Below are 23,848 nucleotides of genomic sequence, written 5' to 3'. Positions count from 1 at the left end.
CCAGTGGCGGGCCCGCGGTCAGAGGGAACGGTACCGGCCGGCTCTTCGCTCGCTGCGCCCGTGGACGGCCAGGTCGGTCACGGCATCGATCTCCACGGCGAGCACGTTCCCCAGCCGCCGGCAGAACGCGGCCACCTCGCCCCCCGCGTGCCCGTACTCCGGAACGATCCGGTCGACCAGGCCGGACGCGCGCAGGTCGACGGCCCTGACCCGTTGCCGCGCAGCCAGTTCCGCGGCGAAACGGGTGTCACCGTCGTGGACGATCGCACTGGCCCCCTCCGGCGGCAACGGCGACAACCAGGCATGACGGGCCGCGACCACCCGGTCGGCCGGCAGCAGCGCCAGCGCGGCTCCCCCGGAGCCCTGACCCAGCAGCAGACATACCGTGGGCGCGGCCAGCTCGACCAGATCGGCCAGACAGCGGGCGATCTCTCCGGCCAGGCCGCCCTCCTCGGCCTCCTTGGACAGTGCGGCCCCTGGGGTGTCGACCACCGACACCAGCGGCAGGTGCAGTTCGGCGGCCAGTCGCATCCCGCGTCGCGCCGTGCGCAGCGCGGCCGGACCGAGCAGGCTGCTGCCGGCCTGCACCGACCGGTCCTGCCCGAGCAGCACGCACGACCGGCCGGAGAACCGGGCCAGGACCAACTGCAGGCCGGCCTGCTGCTCGCCCTGCCCGGTACCGGAGAGCGGTACCACGTCGGTGGCCGCGAACCGCAGCAGCTCCCGTACCCCAGGTCGATCGGGCCGGCGGGTCAGCCCGATGGACTCCCAAGCGGGAACATTCGCCTGCCGGTCGTCGTCGATGGGGTCCACCGGCGGTACCGGCCCGGCCGGCTGCAGCACCGTCAGGGTCCGAGAGGCGATGTCGGCCAACCGATCCGGCGGCAACACGGCGTCCAGCAAACCGTGGGCCAACAGATTCTCCGCGGTCTGCACGCCGGACGGGAACGGGTCCCCGTACAGCGCGGCGTAAACCTTCGGGCCGAGAAACCCGATCAGCGCGCCCGGCTCGCCGACGCTGACGTGACCGAGTGAACCCCACGAGGCGAACACGCCGCCGGTGGTCGGATGCCGCAGGTAGACCAGGTAGGGCAGGCCGGCCGCCTTGTGGGCGCTGATCGCGTCCGTGATCCGCACCATCTGCACGAACGCCGGCGTGCCCTCCTGCATCCTGGTCCCACCCGACGCGGTGGCGGCCAACAGCGGCAACCGCTCCTTCGTGGCCCGCCGGATGGCCGACTCCAGACGGTCGGCCGCCGCCACCCCGATCGACCCGCCCAGGAAGCGGAACTCCCCGGCCAGCACCGCCACCGGACGCCCGCGCAGGCGGCCGGCGCCGGTCAGCACCGACTCGTCCGTGCCGGCCTTTCGCGCCGCTAGGAGCAGTTCCTCGGCGTAACCCGGATCGATGTCGACCGGCCGGGTGACCGGGGCGTCCCAGCTGACGAAGGAGCCGGGGTCGAGCACGGCGCTGATCAGGTCGACCGCCCCCAGGCGAGGCGTTCCGCTCATCGTCGCAACGTAGTCCACCCACCGGGAATCCGATCCGGCCCGGCGGGGTTGGACCGGAGGAAACGACCGACCATCGAGGAGCCCGACCCATGAGCGAACTGCTGGACCTGCCCGTCACCACCCTGTCCGGTGAACCGACCACCTTCGGTGCCCTGGCCGCCGGCCGCGCCGCGCTGGTGGTCAACGTGGCCAGCCGGTGCGGGCTCACCCCGCAGTACGGCAAGCTCGAAGCCCTGCACGAGGAATTCGTCGGGCGGGGACTGACCGTCATCGGATTCCCCACCAACCAGTTCGCCGGTCAGGAGCCGGGGACGGCCGAGGAGATCGCCGAGTTCTGCTCGACGACCTACGGGGTCACCTTCCCGATGACCGACAAGATCGACGTCAACGGTGAGGGGCGCGACCCGATCTACGCGACGCTCACCGAGGCTCCGGACGCCGATGGGCGGACCGGTGACATCCAGTGGAACTTCGAGAAGTTCCTGGTCGCCGCGGACGGCCGGGTGGTCGGCCGCTACGGCCCGCGCACGGAGCCCGACGCGCCGCAGATCCGGGCCGACATCGAAGCGCTGCTGGCCTGACGTAGGGCGGCCGGCCGGACGTATCACGTGCCGGCCGCGGGCCTCCTGATGGGCAGAGGAAACGGGGAGCAGGAACACAGAACGGCCACCCTGCACCATCTTCAGCGGCGACCGGCATGCCGCCGGTTGCCGCCGGACCTCCCGGTCCGCCGCTCCGCCACTGATCCGGCGCCGGATCAGCCAGTACCCCGACGCGGGTACGGCGGCGCCGCTGGAGATGGCATCACCCGCCGTACCGCATGGCTGCGGCCTCCCAGGCCGCGTCGGCCTCGGGATCGGGTTCCTCCTCGTCGTCGTCCGGGTTCATCAGGCCGTTGCCCATCAGATCCGGGTCGAGCAGCGCCTGCTCGTCCGGGCGGAACCGCAACACGTTGTCCACGTACGACTTCACCGCGTCCTCGATGGAAACCTCGTGGCCGGCCGCCTCGGACAGGAACCATCGGTGCTCCAGCACCTCGTGGAAAATCTCGGCCGGTTCCAGTTTGGCGGCCAGATCCGGGGGGACGGCCTCCAGGACCGGCTCGAACACGTCCGTCACCCAATGCCGGGCGACGGTGTCCTCGTCCACCTCGGTCTCCGGCATGACGGCCCGCGAGCGGTAGGTGTCCAGGTCGTTGAGGACCCGCCGGGCCTGGTTCTCCTGCATCTCCAGACCGGTCAGGTTGAACATGCGGCGACGGTGGTGTCCGGCCTCGACGACCTGCGTCTGCACCAGGATGTGCGGGTCGCCGTCCTTCTCGTTGATCTGGATCTGGGCCACGTCGTAACCGAGCTGATTGAGGCGGGCCAGCCGCTTCTCGATGCGCCACCACTCGTCCTCGCCCATGGTCTGCGGCTGGGTGAGTTCGGCCCACAGTCGCTCGTACTTCTCGATCACGGACACCGCGGTGGCCAGCGGATCCACCGACTCCGACAGCAACCCGGACATCTGCAGATCGAGCAACTCACCGGCCAGATTGGTCTCGGCGATGTCCAGGTCCTGCTGGCGCTGCCCGTCGGACAGAGAGGGCCGCATCTCGCCGGTCTCGGCGTCGACCAGGTAGGCGGCGAGGGCACCGGCGTCCCGGCGGAACAGCGTGTTCGACAGTGAGCAGTCCTTCCAGGCGAACCCGACCAGGTGGAGCCGCACCAGGAGCTCGGCCAGGGCGTCCAGCAGCTTCGGCTCGAGGTCGACGTCCAGCCGCCGGGAGAACAGCGCCCGGTAGGGCAGCGAGAACCGCAGGTGCTTGGTGACCAGGGCGGCATCCAGTGGCTCGCCCTCGGGGGTGGTGCGATTGGCGACCACGCCGACCGCCTGCACCACCGGGATGCCGGCCTTGGCCAGATCCCGCAGCAGCTCGTACTCGTGCTCGGCCAGGCCCTGGCTGATCTCCTTGATGGCGTAGACGATCCCGCCCATCCGGACGAACCGGACGACGTGTCGGGAGATGCCCCGGGGCAGGCTGACCAGTTTCTCCTTGGGCCAGTCCTCCAGCGGGGTTGACCACGGCAGGGTCAGCAGGTCCGTCGGGTCGGGGCCGGTCGCGAATTGCATACGCACGCGGCAAGCGTGGCACAGCTCGGCGCCCGGTGCCGCCACGACTCCACTAACGGGGTATTCGCACCATCGTCGAGTCGATCCGATCCAACCGTCCGGCGCCGCAGGCCGCCATCGTCTGCCGGAATTCGGCGATCAGCCGGGACAGCACCGAGGTGACGCCGGGCTCCCCGGCCGCGCCCAGACCCCACAGCACCGGACGGCCCACTCCGACCGCGGTGGCGCCTAACGCGATGGCCCGCAGCACATCCGCCCCGGTCCGGACACCGCCGTCGACCAGCACCGGAACGCGGCCGGCCACCGCCTCCACCACATCGGCCAGCACGGCGGCGGTGGACACCACTCCGGACGCCTGACGGCGACCGTGGTTGGAGACGATGACGCCGGCCGCTCCGGCGTCGACGGCGATACGGGCATCGTCCGGGTGCAGGATGCCCTTGACGTGTACCGGCAGCCCGCTGGCGGCGGCCAGCTCGGCGATGTGTTCGGGCCGCAGATCGGAGTCGATCTGGGACGACATCTGTTCCCAGACCAGGCCCGGGAAGTTGCCCGGGCGGGCCGACATCCGGGGCTGGGTCTCGGTGCGGAACGGTGCGTTGGCCACCGAACCGGCCAGATCCACGGTGAGCACCAGGGCGCTCGCCCCGGCCGCCACGGCCTGCGCGACATAGCGATCACTGAGCCGACGGTCCCGCATCAGGTACACCTGGGCCCACCACGGGCCGGGCGCGGCGGCGCCGAACGTCGTCACGTCGACGGTCGCCGAACTGGAGTAGACCATCAGGGCGCCGACCGAGGCCGCCGCCCGCGCGGTGGCGACCTCGCCGTCGTCGTTGGCCAACCCGTGACCGGCGGTCGCGGCGACCATGATCGGGGTCTTCAGGTGGGCCCCGCCGAGAGTGAGGGACTGATCGATCGTGGCCAGCCCCTGCATCACCCGCGGCACCAGAGCGATCTGCTGCCAGGCGATCTGGTCGGCCTCGGGGTCCCCGTCCGCGGTGCCCTGGTAGTAGCTCCAGGCCACCGGGTCCAGTTGCGCCTGCGCGGTGGCCCGCAGAGTGATGAAGTCCATGGGTCAACCCGCCGCCGCGGCCAACGCCTGGAACAACCGCATGTCGGACCCGGTCTCCGGATGCCATTGCACGGCAACGACGAACCGGTCGGTCACGGTCTCCATGGCCTCCGGGATGCCGTCGTCGGCGGCGGCGCTGAAGACGAAACCGGGGGCGTCGAGCACCGACTGGTGGTGGTGGCAGGGGACGGTCAGGTCCCGACCGACGATGCCGGCCAGCCTGGAACCGTCCACCGTGGTCACGGCGACCGGGCCGTATTCGCCCGGACCGGGGGAGTGCTTGTCGTGGCCCACCAGATCGGGAACGTGCTGACACAGGTGACCGCCGGCGCGCGCGGCCAGCACCTGCATGCCCCGGCAGATGCCCAGCACCGGCAGGCCGAGGTCCTCGGCCGCGTCGAGCAGGGCGTACTCGGAGACGTCCCGGTCGTCACGCCACCCGGAGGTGTGGGCCTCCGGGTGCTGCCCGTAGCGCGCCGGGTTGACGTCGGCGCCACCGGCGATGACCAGACCGTCGAGGCGGCTCACCAGTTGCGCCGCATCGTCGTTCGGCCCGAGGGGCGGCAGCAGCACCGGAGTGCCGCCGCCGGCCCGTACGGCGTCCACGTACCGGGCCGGGACCAGCGCGGCCGGCACCTGCTGCCACTGACCCCAGGTCGCCGGTTCGCGGTACGTGCTGATGCCGATGATCGGGCGCGTCATACCGACCATCGTCCCTCATGCCCGAACACGCCTGCGCGTCAGTCCAGGGGCGTGACGTAGGCGCCGGAGATGCCTCCGTCGACCAGGAACTGCGACGCGGTGATGAAGCTGGATTCGTCCGAGGCCAGGAACAGCACCGCGTTGGCGATCTCCTCGGCCTCGCCGAACCGGCCCATCGGGATGTGCACCAGGCGGCGGGCGGCGCGCTCCGGGTCCTTCGCGAACAGCTCCTGCAGCAGCGGCGTGTTCACCGGTCCGGGGCACAGGGCGTTGACCCGGATCCCCTTGCGGGCGAACTGGACGCCGAGTTCGCGGCTCATCGCCAGTACGCCGCCCTTGGAGGCGGTGTAGCTGATCTGCGACGTGGCCGCCCCGAGGACGGCGACGAACGACGCGGTGTTGATGATCGATCCCTTGCCCTGCTCGATCATGTAGGGCAGGGCCGCCTTGCAGCACAGGTACACGCTGGTCAGGTTGACCTCCTGCACCTTGCGCCAGGCGGCCAGGTCGGTGGTCAGGATGGAGTCGTCCTCCGGCGGGGAGATCCCGGCGTTGTTGAACGCGATGTCCACACTGCCGTAGGCGCTCTTGGCCAGCGCGAACAGGGCGTTCACCTCGTCCGGGTCGGTGACGTTCGTGCGCAGGTAGCGCCCGCCGAGTTCCTCCGCGACGACCGGCCCGCGGGCGTCGTCGATGTCACCGATGACGACCTTGGCGCCCTCGGTGACGAATTTCCTGGCGGTGGCCAGGCCCAGGCCGGAGCAGCCTCCGGTGATGACCGCGACCTTGCCGGCAAGACGACCAGACATGTTGGCGTTGATTTCCCTTCTTGGGTGGGGCGAAGCGTGGAGGGGTGGAGCGGGACCGCAGCGTCCGCGCTCGGTGGTCGCGGTTGCGACCCCGAGACGGGACGGCGCGAAGGTTCAGGTGGCGATGAAGACGTTCTTGACCTCGGAGAACGCGTCCGGCGCGTCCGGCCCGAGTTCGCGGCCGAGGCCGGACTGCTTGAAGCCGCCGAACGGCGTCCAGTAGCGGACGGACGAGTGCGAGTTGACCGAAAGGTTGCCGGCCTCCACCCCTCGCGAGACGCGGATCGCCCGGCCAACGTCGGAGGTGAAGATGGACCCCGAGAGGCCGAACTCGCTGTCGTTGGCCATCTGGATGGCCTCGTGCTCATCCGAGAACGGCAGCACCGCGACGACCGGGCCGAACACCTCTTCACGCCAGATGCGGTCCTGGGTGGAGGAGGGAAGGACGACGGTCGGCGGGAACCAGAAACCGTCCCCGCCCGGGGTCGAGCCCGCGAACGCGACGTTCGTGCCCTGGACGTAGGCGCTCACCGAGGCGTGCTGACCGGCGGTGATCAGCGGCCCCATCTCGGCCTCCGGGTCGGACGGCGGCCGCACCCGGAACCCGGTGACGGCCGGCTCCAGCAGTTCCAGGAAACGGTCGTACACGCTGCGCTGCACCAGGATCCGGGACCGGGCACAGCAGTCCTGCCCGGCGTTGTCGAACACCGACCCCGGCGCCGAGGCCGCGGCCAGCTCCAGATCGGCGTCGGCGAAGATGATGTTGGCGCTCTTGCCGCCCAGCTCCAGGGTGACCGGCTTGACCTGATCGGCCGCCCCGCGCATGACCCCCTTGCCCACGTCGGTCGAGCCGGTGAAGCAGACCTTGCGGACCAGGGGGTGGGTGACGAACCGCTCGCCGACGATCGAGCCCTTGCCCGGGATGACGGTGAAGACGCCGTCCGGGATCCCGGCCTCCAGGGCCAGCTCGGCCAGCCGGATCGCGGTCAGCGGCGTCACCTCGGCCGGCTTGAGGACCACGGTGTTGCCGGCGGCCAGGGCCGGCCCGAACCCCCAACCGGCGATGGGCATCGGGAAGTTCCACGGCACGATGATGCCGACCACGCCGAGCGGCTCGTGGAAGGTGATGTCGATGCCTCCGGCGACCGGGATCTGGCGGCCGAACTGCCGCTCGGGCGCGGCCGAGTAGTAGTGCAGGACGTCCCGGACGTTGCCGGCCTCCCAGGTCGCGTTGCCGATGGTGTGCCCGGCGTTGCGCACCTCCAGGTCGGCCAACTCGGACAGGTGCTCGTCGACCACGGTGGCGAACCGGCGCAGCAGCCGGGCCCGATCACCCGGTGCGACCGCCCGCCACGCCGGGAAGGCCCGATGGGCCTTCTCGATGGCGGCATCGGTCTCGGCCAGCGAGGCCCGGGGGAGGGTGGTCAGTTCCAGCGCGGTCGCCGGGTCGATCAGGGTGGTGGTGCCGCCGTCCCCGGACAGCGGACCGGAGTAGCGCAGGGCGGTGGAGTTGGCGTGGGTCACGTGCTCAGAACCTTTCGAAGCCGCGACGCAGCTCCCAGTCGGTGACGGTCGATTCGAAGGCGGCCAGCTCGACATCGGCGGCGTGCACGTAGTGTTCGACCACGTCATCGCCGAACGCGGCCCGGCCGATGGATGAGGCCGCGAACAGGTCGCGGGCCTCACGCAGGGTCGTCGGCACCGTCGGCTTCCCCGAGGTGTACGCGTTGCCGACCAGGGCCGGTTCCAGCTCCAGTTCGTTCTCGATCCCGTACAGGCCGCCGGCCATCATGGCCGCGATGGCCAGGTACGGGTTGACGTCGCCGCCGGGCAGGCGGTTCTCCAGCCGGGCCGAATTGCCCTGACCGACCAGCCGGACCGAGCAGGTCCGGTTGTCCAGCCCCCACGCCACGGCGGTCGGAGCGAACGAGCCGAGAGCGAACCGCTTGTAGGAGTTGACGTTCGGCGCGTACAGGAGGGTGAACTCACGCATGGTGTGCAGGATCCCGGCGATGAAGTGGTCGTACAGCGGCGTCCGCTCACCCTTGTCCTTGTCCCAGAACACCAGGCTGCCGTCGGTGCCCCGGAGGGAGAGGTGGATGTGGCAGGAGTTGCCCTCCCGCTCGTCGAACTTGGCCATGAAGGTCAACGCCCGGCCGTGCTGCTCGGCGATCTCCTTGGCCGTGTTCTTGTAGACCACGTGGTTGTCGGCGGTGGCCAGCACCTCCTCGAAGCGGAACGCGATCTCGTGCTGGCCGAGGTTGCACTCACCCTTCGCCGATTCGACGGTCAGGCCGGCCGCGTACATGGTGTTGCGGATGTCGCGCAGCAGCGGCTCGATCCGGGTGGTACCCAGGATCGAGTAGTCGATGTTGTACTGGTTGGCCGGAGTCAGGCCCTTGTAGCCGGCGTCCCAGGCGTCCTCGTAGGTGTCGTTGAACAGGATGAACTCCAGCTCGGTGCCGGCGAACGCGGTGAATCCGGCCGCCGCCGCCCTGGCCTGCTGGGCCTTGAGGATCGACCGGGGCGACTGGTGCACCAGTTCCCCGTCCAGCCAGGTCAGGTCGGTCTGGATCATCACCGACCCGGGCAGGTGCGGCAGATGGCGAATGGTGTCCAGGTCGAGGGCGAAGATCATGTCTCCGTAGCCCTTCTCCCAGGACGACATCTCGTAACCGGGCACGGTGTTCATGTCGACGTCGACCGACAGGAGGTAGTTGCACCCTTCGGTGCCGTGGGCCAGTGCCTCGTCCAGGAAGAACTGGGCGTGCAACCGTTTGCCCTGCAGCCGACCCTGCATGTCGGTGAAGGCGACCACCACCGTGTCCACCTCGCCGCTGCGGATCAGGTCCTTGAGGGCGTCGATGCTGAGCAATCGGGGATTTCGAGGATGGTCGGTCACGTCAACTTGCCCTTCGTTTGGCCGAGGGTCCCGGCGAATCTTCAGGCGCGCTTGCGGGCGCACCAAAGGAGCGTACAAACATCGATGGTCCAGGTCACGTCGGTGGGTGGCCGATGGCCGCCGTCGAGCCGCGGAACACGAAACCGCGGGGCGGGCCTCGGATCGGTAGATCCTCGGCCCGCCCCGCGGGAGACGCCAGGTCTACTGCTCGCTCAGTTCCGCGAGCGCCTCGACCTGCTTGATCGGTCCGGTGAACCACTTCTTCACGCTGACGTGCCAGAAGATCCAGAGCAGGATCAGCACCCCGCCGACCAGGATCGGCGTGTAGTTGACGAACTTCCACGAGAAGCTCGGGTCCCACGGCATGCCGCCGAGTGAGTACGGGAACAGGGCGATGATCGACGTGAGGACGATCTCGATCAACGCCAGCGGGGCCATCCACTTGTACTTGCGGCCCAGGTTCCAGCTCCCGACCTTGAAGTTGTCGCCCTGGCGCCACCGGTAGTAGATGGGGATCGCGAAGGCGAGGTACAGCCCGACCACGCCGATGGATACGACGGCGCCGAAGGCGACCGGAGTCGGAACGCCGTTGATGTCCACCGGGACCAGTGCCGGAAGGGTGATCAGGATGGCGATGACGGCGGACAACATGACGCCGTTGGCCGGTACCTTCCGGCTGCTCAGCTTGGACCACAGCTTGGCGCCGGGGACGGCGCGGTCGCGGCTGAACGCGAACAGCATTCGCGACGAGCTGGTGAGGCAGGCGGTCGCACAGAAGAACTGGCCGGCCGTGGAAACCAGCAGAATCGTTCCGCCCCAACCGGAATTGAGGGCCTGGGCGATGATGGCGCCCGCGCCGCCACCGGCCGCGCTGATCTTGTCCGAGTCCTGCACGGCGAACAGCAGGGCGAGAAGCAGGATCCATCCGCCGAGGGCCGAGTACAGGATCGACTGCCAGATGCCCTTGGCGGCGGCGTTCGAAGCGCCCTTGGTCTCTTCGGAGAGGTGCGCCGAGGCGTCGTACCCGGTGATCGTGTACTGGGTCAGGATTGCGGAGATGGGCAGGACGAACAGGATGAAGGCGAATCCCTTGTTCCCACTGAAGATGCCCGTGTTGTTGATGACCTTGGTGAAGACGTCGCCGATGGTGGCGTGGTGGCTGGGGACGAGCACCAGGATGAGGATGATCGCCGCGGCCCCGAACACGTGCCACCAGACGGAGACGTTGTTGATGACGGCGAGCAGATGGCTGGAGAAGATGTTCACCAGCGCGGCGATCACCAGGATGGCCAGGAAGTAGATGAAGATGCGGCCCAGCTTGCCTGAGGTGTAGCCGGAATCGAAGACCCCGATGGTGATGTCGAGGAAGGTTGCGCACCCGTAGGCGACCGAAGCCACGATGGCGATCAGGCCAATCAGGTTGAGCCAGCCGGTGTAGTAACCGGCCTTGGCGCCCCCGAGCTTGCTGGCCCACCAGTAGATACCGCCGGATGTCGGGTAGGCCGATACCAGTTCGGACATGCACAGACCGATGATGAGGATGAACGCCGCCACAATGGGCCAGCCCCACGCGATGGCCGCCGGGCCGCCGTTGTTCCACCCCAGGAAGAACGACGTGAAACAACCGGCCAGGATGGAGATGATCGAGAACGAGATGGCGAAATTCGAGAACCCGGACCAGGAACGGGACAGCTCCTGGGTGTAACCGAGTTCGGCGAGCTGGCGCTCGTCCTCGTTCAGGTGATGGGTGGCCGTCACTGTGGATCTCCTTCAATGGTGGGGCAAGGCAGGGGAGGTGAGGACTGACGCGACATGGTACGGACAGGGCCACTCACGGCGGTGCCGCGGCGGCCAGAAGGCGCTCGAAATCCGGCGAGCCGAATGTCGCGACCGCGCGGACGTACTTCTGGATCGCCCAGTCCCAGAAATCGAAGTCGATCTCGCTGACCGAGTTCTGGATGACGCCCCAGAGGGTCCATCCGTATTGCGATGCCAGGGCCTGCAGCCGGCAGCGGGCCAGGAAGGTCTCGTCGTGGCGGCCGAGGTAGGCATCGGCCAACACTCCGAGGTGTTCGGGGGGCAGCGCCGCCTCGCTCCAGATGTTCCCCAGTTCGAAGCTGGGATCGTTGTTGCCGGAATATTCGTAGTCGATCAACCAGGTCTGGGTGCCGTCGTCGATCAGGTTGGCGGCCAGCAGGTCGTTGTGGCACGGAACCGTGACCGCGGGATGCATGGAGAGCACCGTAGCGACCCGGTCGAACGCCGGTATGAAATCCAGATACCGATCGGGTAACCGAAATCCGTGCGTCCTGGCCGTGTGGAGGTACTGTCGCTGCATATCGAACATGTTGAAGTCCGAGACGAAACGTGGCGAAGCATGCAGGCGCCGGCAGGAGCGGGCGATGCCGGCCAGTACAGCTGGTTCCCGGAGATCGGTCGGCTCCAGAGTGTGGCCCTTCACCCACTCGATCACCAGAACCCCGGCGCTGGCGACGTATTCGACAACTTGTGGGGCAATACCGGTGGAGGCTGCGGCAACCGAGTTACGGAATTCGGCCTCGCGGTCGATCGACAGGAAATCCGCGGACGGCCGGGACAACCGGGCCACGTAAGTCCCGGATGTCGTGGTGACCTTGCAATTGGTGTTGGTCAGGCCGCCGGGAAGTGGTTCCACCACGCGGGCCGGATCGGCGAGAGCAGCCACCTGATCGAGCCGTTCCTCCACGGAAGGCGTCCCGTCCCGCAACCAGGCGCCGTCGTCTGCGGGATCGGTCAACGTCGGCACCTCCAGCTCTGATTGCGCAAGTGACCCGGACGGCAGTCCGAGCGGGCCACCGACGTCTCCCGCAACACTGGGGATGGCGAGATGGTAGGGCAAAGGGACCCACACGGTCTAGACCGAACACGGAGTGACCGCTACGTTGGGCGTGCTCGAGCCGCCGACCGGAAGGCCAATTTCCATGACCACGATCGGCCGGACGCAAGTCCGTCAACCGTCATTGCCCGCGCGGGCCCGTGTCGTCGTCATCGGGGGCGGGGTAGGCGGTGCGAGCATCGCCTATCACCTGGCCGAGCTGGGCGAGCGGGATGTGCTGCTGCTGGACCGGGGTGAACTGACCAGCGGCTCGACCTTCCATTCGGCCGGGTTAGTCGGACAGCTGCGTTCGGATCCGACGCTGACCCGGATGAACATGTACTCGGTCGAGCTGTACCGCAAGCTCCAGCGGAGTGACGCGCCGCCGAGCTGGGTGGAGAGCGGGAGCATCCGGCTCGCCTCGAGCCCGGAGCGGCTCCTGGAATTGCGGCGACAGTTGGCCTGGGCCAACGTGTTCGGGCTGCCGATGGAGGAGATCTCGGCCGCCCGGGCGCAGGAGCTCTTTCCCCTGATGAGCACCGATGGCGTGCTCGGCGGCGTCTACCTTCCCTCCGACGGCCAGGTCGATCCCTCGCAGTTGTGTTATTCATTGGCCGCCGGTGCGCGGGCCGGGGGTGTGCAGATCGTGCAGCAGGTCCGGGTCACCGGGATCGTGGTGGACGGCGGGCGGGTCCGTGGGGTCCGGACCGACGGCGGCGACGTCGAGGCCGAGATCGTGGTGAACTGCGGCGGCATCTACGCGGCCGAGATCGGTCGGCTGGCCGGCCTCCGGATCCCGGTGGTGCCGATGTCCCACCAGTACGTGGTCACCGAGCCGATGTCCGGTGTGCCGGAGCCGGGCGGCCCCGTCCTGCCCAGCCTGCGGGATCCGGACCTGCTGGTCTACTACCGCCAGGAGGGCCGCGGCCTGCTGATGGGCGGGTACGAACGGAACCCGCTGCCGTTCACCGCCGACGCCACCCACTACGACCGGGTGCCGGCCGACTTCAACGCCAAACTCCTACCCGACGACTGGGACCGGTTCACCGAGATCGCCGACAACTCCGCGATTCGCGTTCCGGCCATGGGTGACGCCCGGATCCGTCGTCTGATCAACGGCCCGGAGGCGTTCACTCACGACAACGAGTTCTGCCTGGGCCAGACCGAGGTCGACGGCCTGTTCGTCTCGGCCGGCTTCTGCGCCCACGGTATCGCCGGGGCGGGCGGGGTCGGGAAGCTGATGGCGGAATGGATCGTCAGCGGTGAGCCGTCGATGGAAGTGGCGCACATGGACATCAACCGGTTCGGGCGTCAATACACCTCGCCGTCGTTCACCCTGAAGCGGGTGCTGGAGAACTACCGGACCTACTACGACATCCGCTATCCCGGTGACGAGAGGCAGGCCGGTCGTCCGCTGCGCCGCTCACCGGCGTACGCCTGGCACGTTGCGCACGGGGCCTCCTTCGGGGAGAAGAGTGGCTGGGAGCGGGTGAACTTCTACGCGAGCAACGAAGCGGCCGGCGACCGCCTCGCTCGGCCGAAAGGCTGGGCTGGGCAGAACTTCTCGCCGGCCGTCTCGGCCGAACACCGGGCCGCGCGGGAGTCGGTGGCGATGTTCGACCAGTCGTCGTTCAGCAAGATCACCGTCACCGGGCCGGACGCCGCGAAGTTCCTCGAATGGGTGTGCGACAACAAGGTGGCCCGCGGGGTCGGTCGGGTCACGTACACGCAGATGCTCAACCACCGCGGCGGTATCGAGGCCGATGTCACCGTCACCCGGCTCGGCCCGGAGACGTTCTGGGTCGTCACCGGAACCGCGTTCGGTTCTCGCGACGGTGCGTGGCTCCGCCGCCAGGCCAGAGCCGGGGCGAGCGGAGCGACGGGGGATGGGACCGGGGCGAGCGGAGCGACGGGGGATGTGTCCGGGGCGAGCGGAGCGACGCCCCGGCCGTTCGACGTGACGATCACCGACGTCAGCGGCGGGTATGTGTGTTTCGCCGTCTGGGGCCCGCGGGCGCGGGACCTGCTGGCCACCCTCACCGCGGCCGACCTGAGCCACACCGCCTTTCCGTTCATGACATCGCAGGAACTGCCCGTCGGCGACATCCCGTTGCGGGCGCAGCGGGTGACGTTCGTGGGCGAGCTGGGCTGGGAGCTGTACGCGCCGGCCGAGTACGGCGCGACCCTGTGGGAGTTGTTGTGGGACGCGGGCGCCGAGTTCGGCATCCGGGCCGCGGGCTATCGGGCCATCGAGAGCCTGCGTCTGGAGAAGGCCTACCGGGTCTGGGGTGCCGACATCACGGGGGAGACCGATCCGCTGTCGGCCGGACTGGGCTTCTGCGTGTCGTGGGACAAGGAATTCCTCGGCCGGGAGGCGGTGGAGCGGGTCCGCACGGCCGGACCGTCCCGGAAGCTCTGCTGTCTGACCCTGGACGACCCGTCCCGGCTGGTGCTCGGCGGCGAACCGGTCCGGATCAACGGCGAACTGGCCGGGCGCGTCACCTCCGGCGGCTTCGGCTACACGGTGGGCCGATCCATCGCGTTCGCCTACCTTCCGGTGGCTCTGACCATCCCCGGGACCAGGCTCGAGGTCGACCTGTTCGGCGAGTGGCTCTCCGGGCAGGTCGCCGACGACGTGCTGCACGACCCGTCGGGGGCGAACATCCGGCGGTGAGGGTCACACCGTGCCGCAGGCGCACCACGCCTGGGCGGTCGAGCGGAACGGGCCGTCGGGTGCGCCAAGGGCGTCCCGGGCCAACTCCCGCCATTGCTCGCGCTGGACCTCGTCGAGCGACCGGTAGAACAGGCCCATCGGTCCCACCCCGAGCGGCACCGGGCTCCACCAGTCGTCGAATCCGTCATACTCGGCGGTGGCCTGGATGATCTGTTGATGTGGATCGGCGACGCCGGCCGCCCGGAGGACCGAGACCAGCTCACCGTCCCTGGTCCCCAGCCGTCGATCTTCGGCTCCCTGGGCCGGGTCGAACCGGGCCGCGGTGGTGAACAGGGTGCGCAGCAGCGGCATCTCGGCGTAGTTCCAGAAGCACAGGGCCACGGTGCCACCGGGCCTGGTCACCCGCGCCATCTCGCGGACGCCGGCGATCGGGTCGGTCATGAAACCGACCACCAGGCTGGCCAGGGTGACATCGAATGTCGCGTCCTCGAAGGGCAGTTCCTCGGCCACGCCGAGCCGGACGTCGACCCCCGGGTTGGCCGCCGCGCACGCCTGCACGAACGATTCGGAGGGGTCCAATGCGCTGACCGCGGCCGGGCCGGCGCGACGGGCCAGCTCGCGGGTCAGCCCGCCGGGCCCGCAGCCCACGTCCAGCACCCGGAGACCGCCCACGACGCCGGCCGCGTCGGCGAACGCCGGGGCCAGGGTGCCGAGGTAACGGCCGATCAGCTTCTGGTAGGCCGTCGCCGGAACGTCGAAGGCCGCGCGCGTGCGGTTCGTCTCGTCATTGGTCACGTCTTGCCTCTCCTGTCTTGTAGGGGTCCAACGTTTCTCCCCGCGGTCAGGCCCGCGGATCCGCGGTCCAGTGGCTGCGCACCGAGATGCGGATGCGGTCGGGGCGGAACAGGTCGGTGGCGTACTCGACGGCCAGACCGGCCGCCGTGTGCGCGGTGCGCTCGATCCGCATGACGGCCGATCCCGGGGCCACGCCGAGGTGACCGGCTTGTTCGTCGTCGACGGTGGCCGGCTCAAGGTGTTCCACCGCGGTGTGCGGGCGCTGTCGATAGCGATTGCCGAGCAGGCCGTACAGCGACCCGGTGAGGCGCCGGTCGAGCAGATCGGGGAACACCTCGGCCGGAAACCACGAATGCTCGAGAGCCAGTGGAACCGCGCCGCCGAAACGGATCCGCACGATCTCGTGGACCGGGCCGCCTCGGCGCAATCCCAGCGCCGCGGCGACCGGGACGCCGGCCGGGACGGTTGCCGCCAGCAGCACTTTGGCCCGGGCCCTGACCTCGGCCCGCCGGAGTTGCTCGGTGAATCCGGTGAGGCCGGTGACGTCGCAGTCGATGACCGGCTCGACGATGTAGGTCCCGCCCGAACGGCCAGGCACTCGCTCCAGTAGTCCACGGGCATCCAGGCCGGACAGGGCTTGCCGCAACGTCATCCGGCTCACTCCGAAGAAGCGTGCGACTTCCGCCTCGGCCGGCAACCGGTCACCGGGCGAGAGGTGTCCGTCCCGCAGGGCATCGGTGAACCACCGTTGGATCTCCTGGTGGGCGGGGGACCCGGGATGCCGGGTCAGGGTCGCCCGGCCGTCGAAGAGATCCATGGACAACCTCCCTCCAGCTCCGGGCCGACCCCTGAATCAAACCCCATCGGAGCCGCGGCGGAGATCCGGTCCCGGAAATTGCTTGACAGCCGGGGCCAGCGGCGAGATAGTCAGAACATGACTAGTGAGGGCATGACGCGGGCGCGGCGCCCGGCTGTCAAGCCGACCCCACTGGCCCTGATGGTGCTCGGGCTACTGGCCGAACGTCCGATGCACCCGTACGAGATGCAGCGTCTGATGATCGAGCGCGCCAAGGACAAGGTCATCAACGTCCAGCGTGGGTCGCTCTATCCAGCGGTCGAGCGTCTGGTCAAGGCCCGTCTGGTGGAGCCGGCCGAGACCAGTCGTGAAGGACGCCGGCCCGAGCGCACCACCTACCAGCTCACGCCCGATGGCCGGGACACCGTTGCCGAATGGATGGTGTCCATGCTCAGGACACCGAAGGTGGAGTATCCGGAATTCGCCGCCGCCCTGGCCTTTCTGCCCCTGGTGACGCACGCCGATGCGCTCGCCGCCCTGGACGCCCGCAATCGCCGGCTCACGGCCGAACTCGCCGCACTCGAGGCCACCCTGGGCCTGCTGCCGACCGACTTCCCGCGCCTCTTCCTGGTCGAGACCGAGTATCAGCTGGCCATGTTGCGAGCCGAGAAGAACTGGGTCACCGGAATCCTCGACGATCTGAGGTCGGGTCGCCTGGCCTGGGATCTCGATCGGATCCGGGCCTGGTCGGAGCAGCTGGGGGCGGCCGGTGTCATCGCCCCGCCGACCTGATCGGCGGTACACACCTTCCGTTGGAGAAAGCTCCCGTAGGAGAAAAAAATGTCCGAACCGTCAGTATTGACGACCGCCACCGGTGTGCCGATCCGTGGTCACCGTCCGGTGCGTCCGGGCCTGATCATCGCCGTATTCTGTCTCGGTCTGTTCATGACCTTGCTCGACATCACCATCGTCAACATCGCCATTCCCGATATCGTCACCGAATTGCGGGCCAGCCTCGACACCGTGCTGTGGATCGGTTCGGCCTATTCGCTGGTGTATGCCGTGCTGCTGATCACGGCCGGGCGGGTCGGCGACATCCTCGGGCCGCGGACCATGTTCCTGGCCGGGATCGCGCTGTTCACCGTGGCCAGCTTCGCATCCGGCCTGTCGAGCGATTCCGCACAGCTCATCGCGTTCCGCGCCCTGCAGGGATTGGGCGCCGCACTCCTTGCACCGCAAGGGCTTCCGATCATCACGTCCACGCTGCCCGCGGCCCGACGCGGTCCGGCGTTCGCTGCCACCGGGATCATGTCGGGGCTCGGTGTCCTGCTCGGGCCGACCCTCGGCGGCTTCATCGTGACGCATTTCGGTTGGCGGTGGATCTTCTTCATCAACATCCCGGTCGGGGCGGCCACCCTGGTGCTGGCCTTCGCGTTCATGCCGGACATCCGGCCGGGGCTACGCCACCGACTCGACATCGCCGGCGTCGGCCTGCTGACGCTCGCCCTGCTGGGCATGGTCTTCGGGTTGATCGAGGGGCAGCGGTACGGCTGGGGCACCATTTCCGGACCCATTTCCATTCCGCTGGTCATCGCTGTCGGCGCGGTGTTCCTGGGGCTTTTCGTGTGGCGTCAGATTCGGCGGCAGAAGCTGGAGCCGTTGCTGCCGTTCTCGATCTTCCGCGACCGGACGTTCACCATCATGACGTTGGTGCTGCTGGCCATGGGTTTCGCCATGGTCGGCGTGTTCCTCCCGATGACCATCTTTTACCAATCGGTGCTCGGGTTGTCCGCGGTGGCCGCCGGCGTGGTGATCGGCACGCAGTCGCTGGCCATGATGATCACCTCCGGCATCGTCGGCGGCGCCGGCGGCTCGGGTCGGCTCAACCTGAAGTGGGTGCTGTTCACCGGGCTGGTGTTGTTCGCCCTCGGCGTCTCCTACGTTCTGCTGGTCGCTGCCCCGGACGTCTCCCGGTGGGCGTTCGTTCCCGGACTGGTCGTCTCTGGCCTCGGGCTGGGGTGCGTCTGGACCCCGTTGTTCGGGCTGGCCACGCGCGATCTGGATCCGGCGCGGTCCGGCGTGGCGGCCGGAGTGCTCGACACCCTGCAGGAGTTCGGCTCGGTGCTGGCCACGGCCGTGCTGGGTGCGGTCCTGGCCGGCCGGTTGTCGGTGGATTGGCACAACCGGGCCGTGATCGCTGCCGCCGCTCTGCCCGAACCGTCCAGGTCGCAGTTCCTGACCGGGATCGGTCAAGCAGCGGGCGGCGGGCTCCAGGTCGGGGCCGGGCAGGCGGCCCAGCTCACCCTGCCGTCCGACGTCGCCGCGGCGACGGCCGATCAGATCAGGACCGTGGCGGCCGAGACCTTCGGCGCCGGCTTCACCGATGCGATGCGTCCGACCATGTTGATACCGGTGGCGGTGATCCTGGCCGCGGCGGGAGCGGTGCTGTTCGTCCGCGACCGATCGACGACCGTGGGGAAGTCGCCGGGAGACTGAGACTTTCGGGCCTCGTCCGATGGTCGGCCCGGGTCGGCCGGCACATGTGAGCCGCCCCACCCGGGCTCAACGCGAGCCGATCGGTGCCGTCTTCTTGTGGAAGCATGATCCACGCAGAAGTGAAGAGACCCGACCAGAAATGCTCGACGAGACACCAGACAAGGCACGGAACCAAGATGAGCACGGCTCGGCCCCGCGCCGCACTCCCGACAAATCCGGCAACCGGAGCAGCGACGCGAAAGCCGCTCGCCGGATGTCTGGCCCCGCTGACCCCCAACCGTCCGCACCTGCGGTAGGACGCGGCCCGCGGATCGAACTCAGTCTCACCCAGATCCTGGGCAGCACCGCGGCCGCCGTCACGGCCGCCTTCCTCGGATCCCGTCTCGGCGTCGTCGGCACCCTGATCGGTGCGGCCCTGGCGTCCGTCATCTCGGTGGTCGGTGGCGCGATCTACACGACGTCGATCAAGGCCACCCGACTGCGCATGGCCCAGGCGCTCGTCGCCGCGCGTGGCCTGGACGACCGCCCCGGAACGCGGCCGCCGGTGGTGGTCACCCCGTCGGGCACGAGAGATCCGGCGCGCCCGCGACGGGTGCCGGGACGCCGGCCGGTCCTGCGCGGCATCCTGGTCGGATCGCTCATCTCGGCCGGCGTGTTCGCCGGCGCGATCGCGGTGGTCACCGGGGTCGAGACGGTCAGCGGCAGTGCCCTGTCCGGCGGCACCGCCGGCAGCCTGACCATCCTCGGCGGCGGTCCGGGTCGTCCTGATGTCCGGCCGGCCACGAAGACCGACCCGTCATCGTCGAGCCGGTCGCCGACGTCCGCTTCGACCGTGACGCGGACCGTGACTCGCACGGGGACATCGACCGCCGCGCCGACCGCGGATCGGATGTCCTCGTCCTCGTCCTCGTCCACGTCGACGCCGGCCACCACGGCCGCGGTCACCGCGACCGGGACAGCCACTGCGACACCGTCTGCCCCGACGACCGCTACCTCGACCACGAGCCCGTCGACGACGGGGACCACCGGGCCAACGTCCACCCCGACCGGTTCCACCGCCACCGCGTCGGCCACGGCCGCTCCCGCGTCGGGGACGGCCGGTTCCGGCGTCGCGGGCAACACCGCTCGCTGACCCGGCTGGGTCGCCGCCGACGCCCTACGCTGGTCGTCATGGACCGGCGGTGGAGTGGGGCGGCCGTCGTCCTGGTCGGGTTGATCCTCGCCGCGATCGTGCCGGTCGCCGTCGTTGGTCGTCACATCGCCGGATCGCCGACCGCGCTGGACGTGCCCGGACCCCCGGCCGCCGGGGATTGTCTGATCGGCCCGATCGGCGCGTCCAAAGGGGACACCTATCCGACGCTGGTGGCCGCGCCGTGCACCGGCCTGCGGATGGGCGAGGTGATCAGCACGTACACCGACCAGCGGCGTCCATCGGTCCGGACCGGCGACGGCTACCCGAACGACGATGCCTGCACGAGCGCAATCGACGGGTACCTCGGTCACACCCTCGGACCGTCGGCCGGCGGGTGGGAACTGCCCACCACACTGGCCGGTGTCGTCGAGCAGCCGTCCGCACTGCAGGCCGCGGTGGGGCAGCACTGGCTGGCGTGCGTGCTGGTGCTGCTGGGACCTGATCAGAGCCCGACCTCATGGTCCGGGACGGCCCGGAACGCGCTCGCGCCCGGGGTCAGGCCGCCAGCCGGGTTCGCCACCTGCCTGAGGATGTCCAGCTTGATCAACTACCAGCGGGTGGATTGTGCGAGGGCCCATGCGGCCGAGGCGTTCGGGTTGATGTCCACCGCCCGGGACGGGCTCACCCAGCGGGGGCTGGACGCTTCGTGCCTGACGCAGGTGCGCCGCCGGACCGCGATGCCGGATCCCACCGCCGGCGGGGTCCTGAGCGTGAAGGCGGTCGCGGTGCACGGAGCGGACGGGCCCCCGCGGGCCGGCCTCGGCAGCGCCACCGACGACAGCGGATTCGCTCTGTGCGAGCTCGTGACATCGGCCGGCCGCACCCTGGTCGGTCCCCTGCTCGGCCTGGGCACGGGGCCGGTCCCGCTGTCCGGCTGACCCTTGCGGCGCACCTCGGCCGACGGCCACCCCGATACTCCTGTGACTGATGAACGGTCGCGGGACGGGAGTGCCGTGGTCCCCGGCGAGCCGCGGCCCGGACACGCCGGATGCGCTGGACCCGGCTCCGCCGGGCGTGCCACCATGGAGCCGGAATGACACGCTTGTGATTCAACGGCCGCTCGGCCGGCGAAGTTCCGGGAGGACTTGATGGACAACTCAGCCGCACGGCCGGTGCCGGAGGATGTCGCGACGGACGACGGCGCCACCTCGGCCCAGGGTCTGTCCCGCCGGGACCGCGAAATCCTGGGTTTCGAACGACAGTGGTGGCAGTACGCAGGGCTCAAGGAGCAGGCGATCAAGGAGATGTTCGACCTCTCGCCGACCCGCTACTACCAGGTGCTGAACAACGTCATCGACAACCCGGCGGCACTGGCCGAGGACCCGCTCCTGGTTCGCCGTCTGCGCCGGCTCCGCTCGACCCGGCAGAAGACCCGATCGGCCCGCCGGCTCGGCTTCGACGCCTGATCGGACGTCGTTCCCCCGGACGGGCCTGGCCGTCATCTCAGGCGGCGGCGCTCCTGCACGCGACCGCGCACCTGGCCCAGCGCGCCCCGGCGCCGAGCGGAGGGCAGCGGAGTGCCGTCGGACGCCCGGCCGGCCACCCGGCGGCGGCGTGGCATCCGCACCGACAGCCGGATACGCCGGGTCGATGACCGGAAGATCCGCTGCTTGCGCGCGTCCATCCACAGCTCGGGATGGCGCTTGAGGTACTGGAACTTCCAGCTCGCGTAGGGCAGGTGCAGCAGATACAGGCCCAGGCCGATGGCCATGACCAGCTGCGGCTCGTAGAACTCCAGGGCCACCGCCGCCACCAGCAGCACCAGCAACGGGACGATGAGGCCGGTCGGCACGCGCACCGACTTCGGCGAAATGGTCGGCAGCCGTGACACAGCCAGCGACCCGACGACGACCAGCCAGCCGGCCACCACCCACTGGCTGCTGAACCAGTGGTGATCGCCCAGCCGGATGGCCAGCAGCAGGGGGGCCATCGCCAGCAGCCCGCCTCCGGGGGCCGGGATGCCGGTGAAGAAGCCCTTCGCATACGGCTTGGGGGTGTCGTCGTCCAGCAACGAGTTGAAGCGAGCGAGCCGCAGCGCCATGCAGACGGCGAACATCAGGCAGAAGGCCCAGCCGAAGCTGATCGAGTTGCCGTCGTTGAACCGCCAGACGTAGACGACCAGGGCGGGCGCGACGCCGAACGACACCAGGTCCGACAGCGAGTCCAGCTCGGCGCCGATCCGGCTGGTCGAGTTCAGCAGCCGGGCCGCCGGGCCGTCCAGGGAATCCAGGATCGCCGCGATGCCGATGGCCACGATCGCCGGGAACCAGTGGTGATCCAGCGCGAAGGCCACCGAGGTGAGCCCGGCGCACAGGGCCAGGACGGTGATCGCGTTCGGGAGGAACCGGACGCCGGGGACAGTCGCCATCTACGCGGGCCCCATCACGAGGCGACGGTGGGCAGATGGGCCAGCACCGTCTCACCGCCGATGGTGCGCTGCCCGAGGATCGCGTCGACCGTCGATCCGGCGGGCAAGTACGTGTCGACCCGTGACCCGAACCGGATCAGGCCGTAGGTGGCCCCGGCCAGCACCGAGGCGCCCGGCCTGACGTCGCACACGATGCGGCGGGCGATGAGCCCGGCGATCTGGGTGACGATGACCTCCGGTCCGTGGGTGGACCGGATGACCAGCGAGTTCCGCTCGTTGACCTCGGACGCCTTGTCCAGGTCGGCCGAGAGGAACTTCCCGGGCTTGTACGCGGCCTGGGTGATGACGCCGTCGACCGGGATCCGCTGCACGTGCACGTCGAACACCGACAGGAAGATCGACACCCGGGTCCGCGGCTGCGGGCCGAGGCCCAACTCCGACGGTGGAACCGCGTCCTCGATCAGTGAGATCAGGCCGTCGGCGGCGGCCACCACCAGCGAGCTGTCGGTGGGCGTCACCCGGCGCGGGGCGCGGAAGAACACCGCGGAGGCCGCCGTCCCGGTGAGCCCGATCCGCCCGACGAGCGACCCTAACTTCTTCAGCCCGACCGCTCGGAGCAGGAACCGCAGGCCCAGCGATCCGGCCAACGCGCCGAGCACGATCGGTCGGCCGCCGGGGTGGATCGGTGGCACGGTGGAGCGGATCAACTGCACCAGGTGGGAACCGGCGGTAGCACCACCCAGCGGCTGGGAACCGGAGGCCATGGAAGTTCTCGCCTGCACTTTCTGCGGTCGCACGTCTCGTCACGCCACCGGGCGGACCCGTCGGCGTTGGCGCGAAGGGCACGCCGATCAACACCGATACGGTATCGGAGTCGAGCGACGATCAGGCTCGATCCCCGGCGGGGGACGCGATCGCACAGGCAGATCTCACACGGTGACGCCGAAGTCCTGGGCGATGCCGGACAGACCGGAGGCGTAACCCTGGCCGATGGCGCGGAACTTCCACTCGGCCCCGTTGCGGTACAGCTCGCCGAAGACCATCGCCGTCTCGGTGGAGGCGTCCTCGGAGAGGTCGTACCGCGCCAACTCGACCTGATCGGCCTGGTTGACCACCCGGATGTAGGCGTTGCGGACCTGGCCGAAGGACAGTCCCTTGGTGTCGGCATCGTAGATCGAAACGGCGACGGCGACCTTGTCGATATTCGGCGGCACGGCGGCCACGTTCACCGTGATCACCTCGTCGTCGCCGGAACCCTCTCCGGTCAGGTTGTCGCCGCCGTGCTCGATGGCGCCGTCGGGCGACCGCTTGTTGTTGTAGAAAACGAAGTGCTCGTTCGAGACGATCTTGCCGTCGGCGCCGAGGCCGAGCGCGCTGGCGTCGAGGTCGAAGCTGCTGCCGTCGGTCGTGCGGGCGTCCCAGCCGAGACCGAGGGTGACCACGCTCAGGCCCGGCGCCGCCTTGGTGAGTGAGACGTTGCCGCCCTTGGTGAGATTCACGCCCATGTGTCGATTCCTCCAGCTTGTGCGTGGGCCGGCTGTTCCGGTCCCGCCTGCCC

21 protein-coding genes are annotated in these 23,848 nt (G+C 69.4%); 7 read left to right on the top strand and 14 right to left on the bottom strand.

The features are described from left to right. Nucleotides 1-18: 18 nt before the first annotated feature. Entirely contained in the window at nt 19-1,512 is a 1,494-nt protein-coding gene (locus BLS97_RS04235) for a carboxyl transferase domain-containing protein (RefSeq protein WP_090481281.1), read from the bottom strand. An 89-nt stretch (nt 1,513-1,601) separates the two neighbouring features. Between BLS97_RS04235 and BLS97_RS04230 the strand changes: the two genes are divergently transcribed. Next, entirely contained in the window at nt 1,602-2,093 is a 492-nt protein-coding gene (locus BLS97_RS04230) for a glutathione peroxidase (RefSeq protein ID WP_090474735.1), read from the top strand. 223 nt (nt 2,094-2,316) lie between these two features. Here BLS97_RS04230 and BLS97_RS04225 read toward each other — a convergent pair whose 3' ends face one another. The 8 genes from BLS97_RS04225 to BLS97_RS04190 form a co-directional block, all read right to left on the bottom strand. Beyond that, a complete protein-coding gene (locus BLS97_RS04225) occupies nt 2,317-3,627 on the bottom strand; it encodes a DUF4032 domain-containing protein (RefSeq protein WP_090474734.1) in 1,311 nt (436 codons plus the stop codon). A gap of 52 nt (nt 3,628-3,679) precedes the next feature. Then, entirely contained in the window at nt 3,680-4,702 is a 1,023-nt protein-coding gene (locus BLS97_RS04220; protein ID WP_090474733.1) for an alpha-hydroxy acid oxidase, read from the bottom strand. Nucleotides 4,703-4,705: 3 nt separating this feature from the next. Beyond that, complete coding sequence (locus tag BLS97_RS04215) at nt 4,706-5,404, bottom strand: gamma-glutamyl-gamma-aminobutyrate hydrolase family protein (RefSeq protein ID WP_090481278.1); 699 nt, start codon at nt 5,402-5,404, stop codon at nt 4,706-4,708. A 38-nt stretch (nt 5,405-5,442) separates the two neighbouring features. Further along, on the bottom strand, nt 5,443-6,213 hold the full coding sequence (locus BLS97_RS04210; protein WP_090474732.1) for a 3-oxoacyl-ACP reductase: 771 nt from the start codon (nt 6,211-6,213) through the stop codon (nt 5,443-5,445). A gap of 114 nt (nt 6,214-6,327) precedes the next feature. Further along, nucleotides 6,328-7,695: an aldehyde dehydrogenase family protein gene (locus tag BLS97_RS04205; RefSeq protein WP_407938040.1), complete on the bottom strand. Its 1,368-nt coding sequence runs from the start codon at nt 7,693-7,695 to the stop codon at nt 6,328-6,330. 46 nt (nt 7,696-7,741) lie between these two features. Beyond that, a complete protein-coding gene (locus BLS97_RS04200) occupies nt 7,742-9,115 on the bottom strand; it encodes a glutamine synthetase family protein (RefSeq protein WP_231988346.1) in 1,374 nt (457 codons plus the stop codon). Between the two features lie 201 nt (nt 9,116-9,316). Then, the gene (locus BLS97_RS04195; protein WP_090474730.1) at nt 9,317-10,873 is read right to left on the bottom strand and encodes an amino acid permease; all 1,557 of its coding nucleotides are present in this window, start codon (nt 10,871-10,873) and stop codon (nt 9,317-9,319) included. A gap of 73 nt (nt 10,874-10,946) precedes the next feature. Then, nucleotides 10,947-11,891 carry a choline/ethanolamine kinase family protein gene (locus BLS97_RS04190; RefSeq protein WP_197676400.1) on the bottom strand — a complete coding sequence of 315 codons (945 nt, stop codon included), beginning with the start codon at nt 11,889-11,891 and terminating at the stop codon, nt 10,947-10,949. A gap of 184 nt (nt 11,892-12,075) precedes the next feature. Between BLS97_RS04190 and BLS97_RS04185 the strand changes: the two genes are divergently transcribed. After that, nucleotides 12,076-14,643, top strand: a complete 2,568-nt coding sequence (locus BLS97_RS04185) for a GcvT family protein (protein WP_172832207.1) — start codon at nt 12,076-12,078, stop codon at nt 14,641-14,643. Nucleotides 14,644-14,646: 3 nt separating this feature from the next. On the opposite strand, the gene BLS97_RS04180 is transcribed toward BLS97_RS04185, so the two are convergent. Together BLS97_RS04180 and BLS97_RS04175 are read right to left on the bottom strand one after the other, a co-directional pair. Beyond that, entirely contained in the window at nt 14,647-15,438 is a 792-nt protein-coding gene (locus BLS97_RS04180; RefSeq protein WP_090474729.1) for a class I SAM-dependent methyltransferase, read from the bottom strand. 46 nt (nt 15,439-15,484) lie between these two features. Beyond that, nucleotides 15,485-16,255, bottom strand: a complete 771-nt coding sequence (locus BLS97_RS04175) for a GntR family transcriptional regulator (RefSeq protein WP_090474728.1) — start codon at nt 16,253-16,255, stop codon at nt 15,485-15,487. A gap of 117 nt (nt 16,256-16,372) precedes the next feature. On the opposite strand from BLS97_RS04175, the gene BLS97_RS04170 reads away from it, so the two are divergent. From BLS97_RS04170 to BLS97_RS04150, 5 genes are all read left to right on the top strand, one after another. Beyond that, the gene (locus BLS97_RS04170) at nt 16,373-17,026 is read left to right on the top strand and encodes a PadR family transcriptional regulator (protein WP_157695171.1); all 654 of its coding nucleotides are present in this window, start codon (nt 16,373-16,375) and stop codon (nt 17,024-17,026) included. 48 nt (nt 17,027-17,074) lie between these two features. Next, complete coding sequence (locus BLS97_RS04165) at nt 17,075-18,730, top strand: DHA2 family efflux MFS transporter permease subunit (RefSeq protein ID WP_090474727.1); 1,656 nt, start codon at nt 17,075-17,077, stop codon at nt 18,728-18,730. A 253-nt stretch (nt 18,731-18,983) separates the two neighbouring features. Then, a complete protein-coding gene (locus BLS97_RS04160) occupies nt 18,984-19,862 on the top strand; it encodes a hypothetical protein (RefSeq protein WP_157695170.1) in 879 nt (292 codons plus the stop codon). A gap of 38 nt (nt 19,863-19,900) precedes the next feature. Then, nucleotides 19,901-20,800: a septum formation family protein gene (locus tag BLS97_RS04155; protein WP_090474725.1), complete on the top strand. Its 900-nt coding sequence runs from the start codon at nt 19,901-19,903 to the stop codon at nt 20,798-20,800. 210 nt (nt 20,801-21,010) lie between these two features. Further along, a complete protein-coding gene (locus tag BLS97_RS04150) occupies nt 21,011-21,328 on the top strand; it encodes a DUF3263 domain-containing protein (protein ID WP_090474724.1) in 318 nt (105 codons plus the stop codon). 32 nt (nt 21,329-21,360) lie between these two features. Here the strand turns inward: BLS97_RS04150 and BLS97_RS04145 are convergent, their stop codons facing one another. The 3 genes from BLS97_RS04145 to BLS97_RS04135 form a co-directional block, all read right to left on the bottom strand. Continuing rightward, entirely contained in the window at nt 21,361-22,290 is a 930-nt protein-coding gene (locus tag BLS97_RS04145; protein ID WP_090474723.1) for a CDP-alcohol phosphatidyltransferase family protein, read from the bottom strand. A 14-nt stretch (nt 22,291-22,304) separates the two neighbouring features. Further along, complete coding sequence (locus BLS97_RS04140) at nt 22,305-23,054, bottom strand: phosphatidylserine decarboxylase (protein WP_090474722.1); 750 nt, start codon at nt 23,052-23,054, stop codon at nt 22,305-22,307. A 165-nt stretch (nt 23,055-23,219) separates the two neighbouring features. Beyond that, entirely contained in the window at nt 23,220-23,795 is a 576-nt protein-coding gene (locus tag BLS97_RS04135) for a TerD family protein (RefSeq protein ID WP_090474721.1), read from the bottom strand. Nucleotides 23,796-23,848 lie beyond the last annotated feature (53 nt).

This window comes from Nakamurella panacisegetis, assembly GCF_900104535.1.
Lineage (GTDB): Bacteria > Actinomycetota > Actinomycetes > Mycobacteriales > Nakamurellaceae > Nakamurella > Nakamurella panacisegetis.
The sequence above is the reverse complement of the archived record's forward strand: the minus strand, read 5'-3'. Positions and strand labels throughout refer to the sequence as shown.

What these genes read in the sequence shown, in the direction of transcription:
- BLS97_RS04235 (WP_090481281.1), bottom strand. Translation starts at nt 1,512, where the DNA reads ATGAGCGGAACGCCTCGCCTGGGGGCGGTCGACCTGATCAGCGCCGTG.
- BLS97_RS04230 (WP_090474735.1), top strand. Translation starts at nt 1,602, where the DNA reads ATGAGCGAACTGCTGGACCTGCCCGTCACCACCCTGTCCGGTGAACCG.
- BLS97_RS04225 (WP_090474734.1), bottom strand. Translation starts at nt 3,627, where the DNA reads ATGCAATTCGCGACCGGCCCCGACCCGACGGACCTGCTGACCCTGCCG.
- BLS97_RS04220 (WP_090474733.1), bottom strand. Translation starts at nt 4,702, where the DNA reads ATGGACTTCATCACTCTGCGGGCCACCGCGCAGGCGCAACTGGACCCG.
- BLS97_RS04215 (WP_090481278.1), bottom strand. Translation starts at nt 5,404, where the DNA reads ATGACGCGCCCGATCATCGGCATCAGCACGTACCGCGAACCGGCGACC.
- BLS97_RS04210 (WP_090474732.1), bottom strand. Translation starts at nt 6,213, where the DNA reads ATGTCTGGTCGTCTTGCCGGCAAGGTCGCGGTCATCACCGGAGGCTGC.
- BLS97_RS04185 (WP_172832207.1), top strand. Translation starts at nt 12,076, where the DNA reads ATGACCACGATCGGCCGGACGCAAGTCCGTCAACCGTCATTGCCCGCG.
- BLS97_RS04175 (WP_090474728.1), bottom strand. Translation starts at nt 16,255, where the DNA reads ATGGATCTCTTCGACGGCCGGGCGACCCTGACCCGGCATCCCGGGTCC.
- BLS97_RS04170 (WP_157695171.1), top strand. Translation starts at nt 16,373, where the DNA reads ATGACTAGTGAGGGCATGACGCGGGCGCGGCGCCCGGCTGTCAAGCCG.
- BLS97_RS04165 (WP_090474727.1), top strand. Translation starts at nt 17,075, where the DNA reads ATGTCCGAACCGTCAGTATTGACGACCGCCACCGGTGTGCCGATCCGT.
- BLS97_RS04160 (WP_157695170.1), top strand. Translation starts at nt 18,984, where the DNA reads ATGTCTGGCCCCGCTGACCCCCAACCGTCCGCACCTGCGGTAGGACGC.
- BLS97_RS04155 (WP_090474725.1), top strand. Translation starts at nt 19,901, where the DNA reads ATGGACCGGCGGTGGAGTGGGGCGGCCGTCGTCCTGGTCGGGTTGATC.
- BLS97_RS04150 (WP_090474724.1), top strand. Translation starts at nt 21,011, where the DNA reads ATGGACAACTCAGCCGCACGGCCGGTGCCGGAGGATGTCGCGACGGAC.
- BLS97_RS04145 (WP_090474723.1), bottom strand. Translation starts at nt 22,290, where the DNA reads ATGGCGACTGTCCCCGGCGTCCGGTTCCTCCCGAACGCGATCACCGTC.
- BLS97_RS04140 (WP_090474722.1), bottom strand. Translation starts at nt 23,054, where the DNA reads ATGGCCTCCGGTTCCCAGCCGCTGGGTGGTGCTACCGCCGGTTCCCAC.
- BLS97_RS04135 (WP_090474721.1), bottom strand. Translation starts at nt 23,795, where the DNA reads ATGGGCGTGAATCTCACCAAGGGCGGCAACGTCTCACTCACCAAGGCG.